The 13,572-nt window shown below is 43.4% G+C and carries 10 protein-coding genes; 4 read left to right on the top strand and 6 right to left on the bottom strand.

Annotated features, from left to right (window positions below; genetic code table 11):
• Nucleotides 1–308 precede the first annotated feature (308 nt).
• Nucleotides 309–620 (top strand): pyrimidine/purine nucleoside phosphorylase, encoded by a 312-nt coding sequence (gene ppnP / locus BM101_RS12165; RefSeq protein WP_218149933.1) that lies wholly within the window; start codon nucleotides 309–311, stop codon nucleotides 618–620.
• A 204-nt stretch (nucleotides 621–824) separates the two neighbouring features.
• Here ppnP and BM101_RS12170 read toward each other — a convergent pair whose 3' ends face one another.
• From BM101_RS12170 to BM101_RS12190, 4 genes are all read right to left on the bottom strand, one after another.
• Nucleotides 825–2,075, bottom strand: a complete 1,251-nt coding sequence (locus tag BM101_RS12170; protein WP_087032397.1) for an L-lactate MFS transporter — start codon at nucleotides 2,073–2,075, stop codon at nucleotides 825–827.
• 157 nt (nucleotides 2,076–2,232) lie between these two features.
• A complete protein-coding gene (locus BM101_RS12175; protein WP_087032399.1) occupies nucleotides 2,233–3,015 on the bottom strand; it encodes a LytR/AlgR family response regulator transcription factor in 783 nt (260 codons plus the stop codon).
• Nucleotides 3,012–4,676, bottom strand: coding sequence for a sensor histidine kinase (locus BM101_RS12180; RefSeq protein WP_087032401.1), 1,665 nt, complete (start codon nucleotides 4,674–4,676; stop codon nucleotides 3,012–3,014). The genes BM101_RS12175 and BM101_RS12180 overlap by 4 nt, the downstream gene beginning before the upstream one ends.
• A gap of 1,030 nt (nucleotides 4,677–5,706) precedes the next feature.
• Nucleotides 5,707–5,922, bottom strand: a complete 216-nt coding sequence (locus BM101_RS12190) for a hypothetical protein (protein ID WP_087032406.1) — start codon at nucleotides 5,920–5,922, stop codon at nucleotides 5,707–5,709.
• A gap of 563 nt (nucleotides 5,923–6,485) precedes the next feature.
• Between BM101_RS12190 and BM101_RS12195 the strand changes: the two genes are divergently transcribed.
• From BM101_RS12195 to BM101_RS12205, 3 genes are all read left to right on the top strand, one after another.
• The gene (locus BM101_RS12195; protein ID WP_143084469.1) at nucleotides 6,486–7,181 is read left to right on the top strand and encodes a hypothetical protein; all 696 of its coding nucleotides are present in this window, start codon (nucleotides 6,486–6,488) and stop codon (nucleotides 7,179–7,181) included.
• Between the two features lie 20 nt (nucleotides 7,182–7,201).
• On the top strand, nucleotides 7,202–7,441 hold the full coding sequence (locus BM101_RS12200; RefSeq protein WP_087032409.1) for an SHOCT domain-containing protein: 240 nt from the start codon (nucleotides 7,202–7,204) through the stop codon (nucleotides 7,439–7,441).
• A 351-nt stretch (nucleotides 7,442–7,792) separates the two neighbouring features.
• Complete coding sequence (locus BM101_RS12205; RefSeq protein WP_218149934.1) at nucleotides 7,793–10,279, top strand: plasma-membrane proton-efflux P-type ATPase; 2,487 nt, start codon at nucleotides 7,793–7,795, stop codon at nucleotides 10,277–10,279.
• 208 nt (nucleotides 10,280–10,487) lie between these two features.
• Here the strand turns inward: BM101_RS12205 and BM101_RS12210 are convergent, their stop codons facing one another.
• On the bottom strand, nucleotides 10,488–11,924 hold the full coding sequence (locus tag BM101_RS12210; protein ID WP_087032411.1) for an amidohydrolase: 1,437 nt from the start codon (nucleotides 11,922–11,924) through the stop codon (nucleotides 10,488–10,490).
• 47 nt (nucleotides 11,925–11,971) lie between these two features.
• Complete coding sequence (locus BM101_RS12215) at nucleotides 11,972–13,426, bottom strand: MFS transporter (protein WP_087032412.1); 1,455 nt, start codon at nucleotides 13,424–13,426, stop codon at nucleotides 11,972–11,974.
• Nucleotides 13,427–13,572: the final 146 nt, after the last annotated feature.

A 13,572-nucleotide genomic window follows, 5' to 3' on the forward strand; every position in this document is an offset into this window, starting at 1 on the left:
AAATAGGCTGACGCCTACCGACATTCATCTCCCGCCTACTCATTGGGCTATGCCCCTATCATTCCTTGAGGCGGGAGTCTTCTGTCGGATTGAAGATAAAAATAGAAAACTCTATTGTTCCACAAAAAAACTTAACAATGGTTGGAAGGTGAATTATCCAAGACCACTATAAAAGGATTTTTACAATGGAAAGCACTCCGATAGGTTCGAGGCTGTGGACTTCAACGCCACATTCACTTATACTATATAAAGCGGTAAGTTTGGGCATTTGGAAGTAAGTAATAACTTTTACAAACGGAGGGAAAATAATGGAATTCAAAAATGTTACTGTAATCAAAGAGGCAAATGTGTATTTTGACGGGAAAGTTACAAGCAGAACGGTCCAGTTTGAGAGCGGAGAGAAAAAGACGCTTGGTTTTATGCTGGCAGGGGAATACGAGTTCAATACCGATGCTGAGGAAACCATGGAAGTCCTTGGCGGCAGCATGTCGGTTATGCTGCCGGGCGAAGACAAATACACGCTCTATGGTAAAGGAGAAAGCTACGTGGTTCCTGCAAATTCCTCTTTTAAAATGGTTGTAGAGAAGTATGTAGATTATTGTTGTTCTTATAAAAATTAACTAAAACTGCGCACATAAAGAATAGTAAAGGCATCGAAAAGCACCACTTGCTAAATTCCTTGGTAGGGATTCAACGAGTGATGCTTTTTTACTTTGCCTTATTGTCCTAACTCAAAGCTATATTTATCGATGTTTATGTTCACTAAAATTGCCTGCATAAGTCAACTTAGCCTTTAGAACAACCACCAAGAAAAAAATGGGATTTTAGTTAGCGTGGAGTGCACGTTTTTCAGGATCCAATGCTTTGATTGACCAGTCTTTTCCAGAAGCTTGTTTTAGACTTGGAGCTTGCAGTTTGAGGGCAATCACTGCTGAGATAATACTCAAAATGGCAATGAGTTTAAATGTAGGTTCAAATCCGCCCAGAATCGAAGAGACAAAAGATGCAGATAAGGCACCTAATCCAAAGCCTTGGTATACGATTCCATAATTTTGGCTCGAATTTTTCAAACCAAAGAATTCAGCGACAACGGTAGGGAATATAGTAATATTTCCGCCAAAACTGAAGGCGATAACGGCTACACTGCCGAAGTACAATCCGTAATTTAGTTTTGCATAGCTTAGAATGAGGACTGCTATGGCTGTTGCACTAAGAGCTACGGAGACCACTTTTAATCTGCCAAACCGATCGGATAACGTTCCAAGGATGATTCTGCCTAGTGTGTTGAATATCGCCACCAATGCCACAGCGCTTGCTGCACTGGCCGCACTTAAGCCAGCCATGCTTACCCCAATATCGGCCACGATTCCAATCACAAATAATCCGCTCATACAAGCCGTAAAGAGGACCACAAACAATAGGTAAGATTCTTTTGTGCGCAACATTTCTTTCACGGAGTAATTTTTCTGTGCTGTATCATTGACAGTGATACTTTGTGCTTTATTCGTTATTTTTGCTTCTTTTACTAAGAGCGAGCCACCGACGATCATCACCATGACGATTAATCCCCAGAATAGAAAGGCTTGAGAAACGCCTACTGATTTAAGGACAGAGCCGTTGATGTACTTGAATAATAAGCTGCCCAAGCCATAGGATCCAACAGAAACTCCCGAAATAAGACCTTTTCTTTCAGGGAACCATTTTATCGCATTCGATAAAGTTGTCATATAGGCAAGGCCATCTGCGGCTCCAACCATCACGCCTGCAAAAATGTAAAGCAACCATAAGGATGAAACTTGCGAACTGATGATTAACCCTGCTCCTAGCGTAATGCCTGCAAAGATAAGTAAACGGCGAAGACCTATTTTCTCTTGAACTTTACTTGAAAATAATGTCGAGAAAGCTAATGCAAAGCTCATGATTGAAAATGTAGCGGCAACTGAATTTAAGTCCCAGCCAAAACGTTCCACTAAGGGGTGGTTGTATAGGCTCCACGTATAGATGGTTCCTAATCCCATCATTACAATTACGGTCCCCAACATCACGAGCCAGCGATTATCTTTTTTTTCTGTCATTTGAATCTCCTCTTTTCATTCCGATTGTTGCAAGATTTATTAGTGGCAACCTCTTGCTTTAATAGAAATATAGCACCGAAAAGAGGGCTGAAACCGTTTTCCTCTTGAGTTGACGGTGTAGGGGAATGAAATGACGATGGAGAGGAATGAATGGCTGTTATATCCGCATGATTTGCCGGAATATTTTTACTTTGCTTCGGCTCACGGGAACCTCCGCATCAAGACCTTTTAAGCGCAGTAAATACGTTTGGTTAAACCAGGGAACAATTTCACGGATTTTTGACAGGTTAACCGAATAAGAACGATGGCAGCGGAAAAAGAGACCTTGAGGGAGTTGGGCATGAAATTCAGAGATGCTCATTGGCATCGTGAATTCCCCGTCAAGAGTATAGACTAACGTAACCTTTTCACTTGCCTCGGCATAATAAATGTCATTCACATCGGTTACGATAATTTTGTCATCCTTCCGTAGATTGATTCGGCTAGCCACTCCCAAATTTCCCTCCCCTGCTTTGCTGAGGGACGGATGATCATTCTCGAATGTTTCCTTATTTTGCGGATTGTTGTCCATTTGATCACGCTGGTAAGCAGCTTCCAGTTTACTCAACATCGAGGCAATCCGCTTCTCTTCATAAGGTTTCAGGATATAATCAAATGCTTCAAGTTCAAATGCCTGTGCGGCATGTTCTTTATAGGCTGTCGTAAAAATAATATAAGGTTTCTTTGCAAATTTATTTATGTTGCTTGCTACAAATATGCCATCAAGGGAAGGGATATTGATATCCAGAAAAATCGCATCGGTCTCCTGCTCCTGTAAAAATTTCAATACATCTAACCCATCTTCAAAATAATCCGTTACTTCGATGTCACTGTAAGTCGCAATTAAATATTCGAGTTCTTCGCGTGCAGGTATTTCATCTTCAACAATGATGGCTCTCATTCGATCCCCTTCTTCACATCAAAATAAACTTCTGTTCCCGGGTTTAGGCGATGAATCACAAGTCCATTCCCGTAAATGAGCTTGACCCGTTGGTGTACGTTGGATAAGCCGATTTTTGTTAATGGGACGTTGCCATGATACAAATTTTGAATAACTTCTTGATCAATCCCGGTGCCTGTATCTTTGACGCTGATCCGCACTGCTTCGCCGATACTTTTTACCGAAATGGTGACAATCCCTGATTCTTTCGTCTTTAGGATGCCATGATTGATCGCATTTTCTACGAGCGGTTGAATCAATAGGCTTGGGATCCTCACTGCCACATCGTCAATTTCATAATCAACCTGTAGGCGCGTACCGAAGCGTACTTTCTCAATTTCAACATAATCTTTCACCTGCTGAAGTTCTTTATGGATATCGATCAATTCATCGCTTAATTCTAGGTTATAGCGCATAAAGCTGGAGAGGTTGATGATCAAATCCCGTGCCTTATCAGGATTTTTACGTGTAGTGGAAGCAATGGCGTTCAATGCATTGAAAAGAAAATGAGGGTTGATTTTTGTTTGCAAGGCTTGTAACTCGGCCTTGTTTGCCTCCTCTTTAATCTGTTCGACACGTGATACCTCCATCAGCGTAGAAATAATTTGCGATAGACCGATTGCCATCGTCTGTAAGGGATACGTCATTTTGTATGCTTTGCGATAATAAATTTTAAGCGTTCCTGTAACGATATCCCTCTCTTTAAACGGCATAATGAGGAAATATTGGATTTGTGGCATATGGTGTTCGGAAGCATGATCGGAAATGACGAATTCACCACTTCTAATGGCGGCCTTCGTTAAATCACTGATGATTTCCTCCCCAATCGTGTATTTTTCTTCACCCAAACCCACATAGGCCAGTACATTTTGTGTATCGGTAATGGCAACGGCATCCGCGTTAATTTCGTCTTTTATAATGGTACAGATGGTATTTAACGAGTCCTTATTGATAGAACGGAAATAAGGTAACGTCTTATTGGCTATTTCCAGAGCTAACTTTGCTTGCTTGGCAGCGATCATTTCCTTTTCGCCTTCCACGCTCATAATCATTAACACAATGAGTCCGATACTTACCTGGCTTAGAATCATGGGAGAGGCGATTTTAGAAACGATATCCAATCCAAGATTAAATGGATTAGCCAATGCAAGGATTAACAGCATAGTCAGAGCCTCGCTTAACATTCCTGCCACGATTCCGTAAATCCAACGTACGGATTTTTTTACTTTTTGGTTAATATAATATCCGGAAACAACGCCTGCTACGATACTTGAAATGAAGCAGGGGATGGAGGTGATTCCGCCAATATCGATTAAGAACCGATGCACACCTGAGACAATGCCTGTAATAATTCCTACCCAAGGACCGAACAAAATCCCCCCAGCCATGACAGCGATAATGCGGACATTCACAAGGGAACCTTCTACTTCAATGCCCGAATATGTCCCAAAAATAGCGAACGAGCAAAAAATAAGCGTCAGGATCGACAGTTCGATAGGGGAATGTTTGTCCCTTTGAAGGATTTCTTTAAACCGGGGAATCCTTGCCATAAAAAAAAGGGTAATCAAAAGCAGTGCCGCACGTTCGAATAATTGAAACAACATTTCTATTGAAGTATTCATATGAAGTTTGAAATTCCTCTCTTTCCGGATAGCTGTAGTTTATTAACCTTATTAAGCTATATATTCTGCCTAACGCTCATAATGATCTATCAACGTATTATTTATTTCTGGATCACAGCCAACGGATGTGAAAAAAGAACACCTATCGGTTATGGTTAATGCACTGGCAACAACCATCGGAAGGGGTTCTCTCAAGGCAAACTTTACACCAAATTACACTAAAATTCAATGTGGAAATGGCTGTTACAAATATTGAAGGTGATTGATCCGTGAATGCAGGCCTTATCTTGCTTGAAGAATTCCTCCGCCCATCGGATTCGAACATCCTGACAGGTATTCCTAAATGTCCATAATGCTGATCTTCCCAGGTTGCGAACAATGTTTACACTATGCTGAAGGAATCTCACTGGAAAGGGTGTTAATGCGATGGAAAGAATATTTTTCAGGATCATCGTGAGTGTATCCAGAATCGTTGTTGAGATAATATTTTCTGAGGAGGTACCCTTTTTAATTCCCATACGGGCTGTCTCATATCAAGACGACTCTTTTGTTGGGTTTGGAGGACTGTGGGAAACCCGTCGAAAGCAGTCCGGCGGGTTAGAATACAGCGTTTTCTACAGAATAACCTCTCAAAGACTCCACGGAAGGTTATTATCACGATGGGGCAATCCAATAAACCCGTCGCCGACTTTTCGGAAGGTTTTCCCGACCTTATCTGCGCCAAATAACCCGCCGCGCTCGTCAATCGAAAACCGGGGATGCAGGAATTCCTGAATGAGCTAGCTTGGAAATATGAAGATAATAAAAAAGGGATAGCCTCAATGAGAGACAGCCCCTGATAATTAATCGCAAACGTGTTCCAAAAAGCAGACCCGACGTCACTTCACGAATAATGCTCAGATGGTCTGCGACCATCCTCCGATTGTTCGCTCCAGTGATTCGGGTCTAAACGTATTTTGTCTCACCCTCTTAATGATTGTAACCACATCGGAATGCAACAAAGCCGTAGAAGCGAGTATTTCTAAGCGTTTTAAATGCAGTACAGCGTGAAGAAGATTCTTCTGAACGGCAAAAGAACCTTGCCATCTTTTTCAACCGGATATGCTTCAACGACTTTTTCTTGATAGTCACTACAGAACTCGGCTTGCAATGCTTCCTCTGGTTTCCTGTTCAGGAAGGGTCTCAAGTCGTTGTTGATGGTGGATTCCTCAGCGTATAACAGGAACGTTTTTTCAGGAATATTCACTAGCATTCCCGGAAAATAATTGTCTTTATAAATGATTGAGAGTGCCAAAAAAGCATGGATACTGTATATCTTCGTGTTTTTTTGCTGTGGTGATTATTTTAGACATTCAGTGGTTCATAACCAGATAAACTACTAATTTGGATGAACCTATTCTCTAACGCTAATTTCTCTATTGCGTCCATATTATTTATAGCAAAAGTAGAAAAGAAGTGGCATCGCTGTTAAATGTACTCGATGATACCGTGTTTACGAAGCTCTTTCCTCAAATCCTTATGGAGATGCCATATCTCCATAAGATCCACACATTGCTTTGGTATATTATGATTATCAAATTCAATAGTTGCTTCACAATCATTTTTTCAGGAGGAGAGGATCTCATTCATATATTCTGGATCTATGGATAGCTGGCATTAGCATTTAGCGATACTGGGGACTATAATTTGAAATGTAGAAGCGACTTTGAGACGAAGAATTTCGGTTAGCAACATTCACCAAAGTGTCTAAAGAAAAGATCCCGATCCATAATCGAATGGGAAGACTTAGTGGAGAAAGAAGACGAGGATATGAGAAACAAGCATCAATTAGTGTGGGGTATGATCCTGTTTGTTTCAATTGCCGTATTGATTGGATCCAGCATCTGGTTGTTTCTGTTCGCAAAAAGTGCTGAGCCAGTCGTTTACAATCAAGGGTATTACAACAGCGGCATGATGGGCGGCAGAGTCAACAGCAACCAGAATCAGAACAGCGGCAATGAGAAATTAACGCCCGACCAGATTCTGTCGGATGTCGAAAATTATTTGAAGGGTTATGGAAATAACCTTCAGGTGGCGGATATTTTTGTCTTCAAAGATGCGGATTACTACGTTTCGGTGGAAGAGAAAGATACCGGCACAGGGGCAATGGAAATTTTGGTCAATCCTTATACGGGACAGATTTACCCCGAGCCGGGGCCCAACATGAGATGGAACGAGAAATACAGCATGATGATGGGAGGTTCCTTCCGCTACAATGCGAACGCAACGTATACAGCAAAGGTGAAACAGACAGAAGCAGTCAAGATTGCGGACGATTTCGTGAAGAACCAGCTAGGAGAAGGTTATTCGGTTCCGGGTGAAGGGCATGCGTTCTATGGTTACTATACTTTTTATATCAAGAAAGACGACAAAGTAATCGGGATGTTGAGCGTCAATGGCCTTACTGGAAAAGTTTGGTACCGCGATTGGCATGGCGAACTGGAGCAAGTTATTTCTGAACATTAATAGAAAGGGGAAGAGAGAAAATGATGAATTATTACAGACATGGCATGATGGGTGGATGGGGTATTTTTATGATGATTTTCTTGGTAATCTTAATCGTTGTCATCGTATATGCGGTGATAAAACTGGTCCAAGGAAGCAATAAAAACGCTACATCGCAAAGCAATCGGGATGAGGCACTTGAAATCCTGAATCAGCGTTATGCAAAAGGGGAACTGTCGGACGAAGAGTACCAACAAAAGAAGAAAATATTGAAAGAATAGTTGGGGAAATCCGAAGTCTTATGTTTGGAGTGAGTTTTTCCCAATATATATGATGCTCATGAACTATCACTATCAAGAAAGCCAAGATTCTAGACGATCTTGGCTTTCTTGATGGTGGTTTTTTTATCCATAAAATCAACACATGTATATCTTATGATAAAGCTCAGAAACAGTGGGATTTTCCGACAGTGACTATTCTGACGCTCCGATTGTTGGCGTTTACTGTTTTGGGCGCTTAGTGATAAAATAAAAGTGTAATTGTAATGTGTGTCGGAGATTTCGCAATCGAACCAATGTTGATTTTTACATTTGCTGCAAAAGAGAAAACGAATTAGGGGGCTGATGCGATTTATGCAGAAATTCCATCCAAAATCCGATGCGACAGATGCAAATGAGAAGCAAAATAGGGAAGAAGATGAAGATGCGATGGGAAATCCCTCAATGGAAGAGATATTATCACCATTTCAAGTGGATCCGGATAAGGGGCTTACTCAAAACGAGGTAATCGAACGACTGGGGAAATACGGATACAACGAAGTTCCAGAAAGGAGAAAAAATCCGATACGTGGATTTTTAAGTAAATTTTGGGGCCTCTCTGCCTGGATGCTCGAATCGATCATTATATTATCCGCATGGCTAGGCAGATACCCAGAACTTATCATTGTCAGTATCTTGCTGGTTATGAATGCTATTCTAAGTTTCCTGCAAGATCAAAGATCCGCCGGGGTCATCGAAACATTGCGTAAAAGATTGCGGGTTGATGCTCGTGTATTGCGTGAAGCAAGCTGGAGCCTGATTCCAGCCCGAGAGCTTGTTCCGGGGGATATCATTCGGTTGCGTCCTGGAGATATCGTCCCTGCCGATGCCAAATTACTGGCTGGCTTGCTGATGCTTGACCAGGCTGCTCTAACGGGCGAATCGAGTGATGTAGAGAAGAATATAGGCGACACCTTGCCGTCTGGTTCCGTGGTACGGGTGGGTGAAGGGAATGGGGTAGTGATGCTGACGGGCAAGGACACCTATTTCGGGAAAACAACCGAACTTGTCCAGGAGGCCCGTCCTAAGCTCCATATTGAAGAAGTTGTTGCTAAAGTCGTCAGATGGCTCTTTGTTATTGTAGGGGCCCTGTTGGGAGTAGTCATTGTGATGTCGTTCTTTCGTTCTGTGCCAATCACTGAAATATTGCCGCTTGTCCTGGTGCTGCTGATGAGCGCAGTGCCGGTTGCCCTGCCGGTCATGTTCACGGTAAGCATGGCTGTCGGCGCAAAGGAGCTTGCTCAACGCGGCGTACTTGTCACGCGTTTAAGTGCGATTGAGGATGCAGCTTCTATGGATGTCCTATGCGTAGACAAAACGGGGACAATCACGATGAATCAACTTAGCATTGTTAGCATAACTACATTTGGGGAAATGACCGAAGAGGATGTATTATATGCGGGTGCACTCGCATCTCAAGAAGCCAACCAAGATCCTATCGACTTATCTTTTCTTGGCAAAGCAAAGGCGGATCATCTACTCGATAATTTACAATCAGTCAAAATCATCTCATTTACTCCTTTCAATACTAAAAACAGAAGGACGGAAGCTCTCATTGAGCAAAGCGGAAAGCGTCATCGCATAATGAAAGGGGCCGTTAGAGTAATCGCCCAAGTTTGTGGACTTAAACCGGAGGAAATCGACGCTTTAGAGGAGCAAGTCAGAGGGTCGGCACAAAAAGGATACCGAACTTTGGCTGTGGCGCGCGGACTTGAGACGGAGGTGCCTATCCTGATCGGATTGGTGACCTTATTTGATCCCGTTCGTTCTGATGCACCGAAACTTATCGTGGATCTTAAGAACCTTGGTATTTCGGTGAAAATTTTGACGGGGGATGCTCTGGCTGTCGCCGTTGAGATTGCCCAAAAATTAGGACTGAGCAACATTCGCCGCCTTGCGGATCTGAAGGGGTCAGGGGAACGCCCTAGCACCGAAGATATCGATTTCCCTATGGACGTAGATGGCTTCGCGGAGATATACCCGGAGGATAAATTTAGCATAGTAAAGCAATTACAGAGAACCGGGCATATTACTGGTATGACCGGAGACGGTGTTAATGATGCGCCTGCCCTGCGCCAGGCTGAAGTGGGGATTGCCGTCAGCTCTGCTACTGATGTGGCCAAGAGTGCCGCCAGTGTCGTACTTACCGAACCTGGGTTGACAAACATTGTATCCTTGGTTGAACAAGGGCGAACGATTTATCAGCGCATATTAACCTGGATCATCAATAAAATCAGCAGGACAATTTTGAAATCGGCTTATGTAGTCATCGCATATGCGGTAACTGGAAAGTTTGTTGTATCTGCCTTCGCCATGCTTTTACTGGTTTTCATGACAGACTTCGCAAAGATCAGTCTTGCTACGGATTACGTTTCGCCTTCCCAAAAACCGGAGACTTGGAAGATCGGCGGATATGTTTTTATGTCGGTGGCAATCGGTTTGGCAATGGTTGTTGAGTCACTGGCACTTTTATATATCGGATGGACGCGGTTTGGTTTGTCAAGTAACGATAATGCGCTTTTTACATTCAGTTTCTTATCCTTGCTTTATTTCGCTGCCTTCTCCATTTTATCGGTGCGGGAACGTCGTTGGTTCTGGAAGACAATGCCCAGCAAAACCCTTATCGCTGCTCTTTTTGCAGATATAAGCATAGGTACTGCGCTTACGTTTATAGGCATCCCCGGAATCGATCCATTACCATGGTGGCAAGTCATTACCATTTTGGGCTATGCAATGGCATCTTGTCTTTTTTTGAATGATTTGTTAAAAGTGACGATAATCAAAAGGCTAAGTCGTGGATAGGGATTTTTCAACAGACTCCCTTTGAGTCAACGCTCTTTGGAAATATATATGATGTCCATGAACCATCAGACAAATAGGAAGGCCAAGATTCCATATGCGGATCTTGGCCTTCCTATTTGGGTCGGGAAATAAGAAATGGAGGAGTTGTAAAATGTGTTTAGATCCCAAAATGACCGCTAGCAATCCCCAAAAAACAGTAGGTTAACGATCATGGAAGCGGGGAAACATAAGGATTGCCTTCCGTACGCTGGTTGAATTCCGCTTGGGCTTTCTCAAAAATTTCGGCATCATTTATGACGTCATAAAACATGCCAGCCATGATTTTTGATGCATAAAGCATTCCTTTTTGGCCTAAGGTATTTCCCGAAGCAGAAGCAGATTGCCAAGTATGTGGATTGACTCCCAGTGGCCAAGTGGCGGTGAAGATGATGCTGAACGGCATGAGCCAGCTAACATCGCCTATATCCGATGATCCTGAAATATTGTAGCGGCTCATCGACTCTTTCGAGATGATGCCTGTGTGAATGGCACTTGATGTATCAGCAAAGCCGATATTTTCTCTTTCTTTCGCCACTTGTTCGGGAGGAAGTGAGTCAGATAGTGCTTTCGCCAATTCCTTTTCTTCTTCGGTATACGGGCTCATCTTCATTTCTTCGAAATTTCTTCTGGCTACATCGCATAAAATTTCATTCGGCAAGATTTCATAGCAACCGCCAGCGTTCTCATATTCAAACGTCGTGTCCGTCATCAGTGCACCGCCTTTTTGGCAGTTGATGACGCGCTTGGTAATAGCAACGACATCATTACGATGGGGAGCTCTCACATAGTACCAAGAAGCAGCTTCTTTTGGCACAATATTCGGAGCTTCGCCACCGTTTGTGATGATATAGTGGATTCTTGCGGAACTGATGATATGTTCGCGCATCACATTGACACCCATATTTGACAGTTCCACTGCATCCAGTGCGCTGCGGCCTTGCTCTGGCGCTTGGCCTGCATGGGAAGAAATGCCAGTAAAGCGGAACCGCATATTGTTCATCGCCAAGAAACCTTCGGAAACGGGAATGTTGGCATCCCAAGGGTGGAAACTGAACGCCATGTCGCAACCATCAAAGGCATGGTATTTTGCCATGATTACTTTTCCGATCAACAATTCTTCCATCGGACAACCATAAAAGCGGACGGTGCCTTTTTGTCCGCTTTCTTCTAAATATTTTTTGGCCGCGATTGCAGCGCCAAACGCACAGGTTCCGAGCAAATTATGCCCGCATGCATGTCCAGGCGCTCCGTCTTCGACTGCTTTCTTCTCTTTGGAACCCCCCACCTGCGATAAACCCGGCAGTGCATCATATTCACCCAGCATGGCTACAACAGGATGTCCCGTTCCGAACTCGGCATAAAAAGCGTTCTTCAATTCTTCCTGTTCAAAATTGTGAATGGTAAAACCGTTCTCCTGAAGGAGCTTTCTGAAATATTCGGCTGAATGCACTTCTTCCTTAGAAATCTCTGGGTTTTCATAAATGGTTTGGGCAATGCCGAAAAGTTCATCGGCATGCTGATCGATATAGGTTACTAAATCTTCTTTTTTCATAAATAGGGCGTGGACACTCGCGACTTTAGTCGTAAGCGGAACCTGCCTGTTCACTTCCTTTCTTCTTATCTGCTTTCGCTAAATCTGAAATGGGATGCTGTTTATTCTTTTGTTTCTTGTTTACCGGCTGGGACTGTCATCAGAATGGCAATGATTGCGACGATTACCATAAACAGATTGAACAGCAAGGCTATCGCTGCGGCATAGCGGATTGCAATATTGTCAGTGCGTCCCCAGAAAAGACCCTCAACAAAACTGACATTTCCATTGCTGAGCCCTGTGAATATTGCGGCCGAAATCGCCACACCGAAGGCAGCGCCAAGAGAGGATGCCATTTTATAAATACCTGAAGCTGTACCGGCTTTTTCTGCCGGAACGGTCGATAAGGCTGCATCCGTGGATGGTGTTGCATAGAAACCTAAGCCTATTCCAAAGAGAGTGAAGCCGATTGTAGCGATTACCATGTATTGGCTGGCCAACACAAAGGTAAATGCCGTCATGAAAATACCGATACCTGTAATGATGCAGCCTAAAATCATCGGTTTACGGGCACCCCATTTTTGCAGCAACTTCTCACCAACCCTGATTGTCGCCAAGATGGCAATCAAATAGCCGATTGTCAGAAGACCTGCCTGAAAAGCCGTTTTCCCTGCACCTAGCTGTACCAATGTCAAAGCAACGATCAGTGTACCAGCGGCTCCGTTGAGCAAAAAATTGGAAATAGTGGCTCCGGTATACGTTTTATTACTGAATAAATGAAAATCAATAAAACCGTCTTCTTTCCTTTTTTCGATCATGATAAAAACGGTGAGCATCACAATAGCCGTTACGGCAAGACCCAATATAGTAGGGCTGGTCCATCCTATCTTAGCGCCTTGACCAATTACGATATTCAATGCGACCATTCCGAGCATAAAAGTAATGATGCCTGCATAATCGAAGCCTTTATGTTTATCAACAGGGGGATTCTTACTTTCTGGTGTTCCGGTAATCAAGAAATAACTGGCTGCTGCAACGAAAATGGAAATCCAGAAGATCCAACGCCAGCCAATGGTCGATGCGATGATTCCACCGAAAAGAGCACTAAGTCCGGAGCCTCCCCAAGAACCCATGGACCAAAAACTGACGGCTCTCTGACGTGCGGCATCTTTATAGTAAGCTTTGATCAACGCCAAGGTGCTGGGCATGATGCAAGCTGCGGAGAGGCCTTGGACAATGCGCCCTGCCAACAAAAAAGTTGCCGTTCCAGCGGGAGATAAAGCAATCAAAAGCGAGCCGATGACGCTCAAAGCGAGACCTATTTTGGTTGTTTTGACACGGCCGAACCTATCACCCAATCCACCAATGACGACGATAAAAATACCGGAAAATAAAGCAGTTATACTGACGGCTATATTGCTGGTGTTCACATCAATGCCCAAATCTTCACGCATAGTCGGCGCAATATTTAGCGTTGTTTGCGCAAAAAGCCAGAAAGTGATTACGCCCAGAACCATACCAAACAGCAGTTTGTCAGTGCCTTGATATTGTTCTGTTGGTACTTTTTCCTGTTTCATGACTATCTTCTCCTTTAAATTCAAAGTATAGGCCAAAAGTCAATTGAGGGAGGGGATTGGGATATTTGGCGGTTAGGGTTGGTTAGTAGCAAATAATGGCGATGACCAGTGGAGAAGGGATTAAGGCTTCAGTTGAACAAGGGGAC

This window comes from Trichococcus palustris (assembly GCF_900114465.1).
GTDB classification, from domain to species: domain Bacteria; phylum Bacillota; class Bacilli; order Lactobacillales; family Aerococcaceae; genus Trichococcus; species Trichococcus palustris.

Excerpts from the sequence above, each read along its gene's own strand:
- ppnP (WP_218149933.1), top strand. The coding sequence starts at position 309 with ATGGAATTCAAAAATGTTACTGTAATCAAAGAGGCAAATGTGTATTTT.
- BM101_RS12170 (WP_087032397.1), bottom strand. The coding sequence starts at position 2,075 with ATGACAGAAAAAAAAGATAATCGCTGGCTCGTGATGTTGGGGACCGTA.
- BM101_RS12175 (WP_087032399.1), bottom strand. The coding sequence starts at position 3,015 with ATGAGAGCCATCATTGTTGAAGATGAAATACCTGCACGCGAAGAACTC.
- BM101_RS12180 (WP_087032401.1), bottom strand. The coding sequence starts at position 4,676 with ATGAATACTTCAATAGAAATGTTGTTTCAATTATTCGAACGTGCGGCA.
- BM101_RS12195 (WP_143084469.1), top strand. The coding sequence starts at position 6,486 with ATGAGAAACAAGCATCAATTAGTGTGGGGTATGATCCTGTTTGTTTCA.
- BM101_RS12200 (WP_087032409.1), top strand. The coding sequence starts at position 7,202 with ATGATGAATTATTACAGACATGGCATGATGGGTGGATGGGGTATTTTT.
- BM101_RS12205 (WP_218149934.1), top strand. The coding sequence starts at position 7,793 with ATGCAGAAATTCCATCCAAAATCCGATGCGACAGATGCAAATGAGAAG.
- BM101_RS12215 (WP_087032412.1), bottom strand. The coding sequence starts at position 13,426 with ATGAAACAGGAAAAAGTACCAACAGAACAATATCAAGGCACTGACAAA.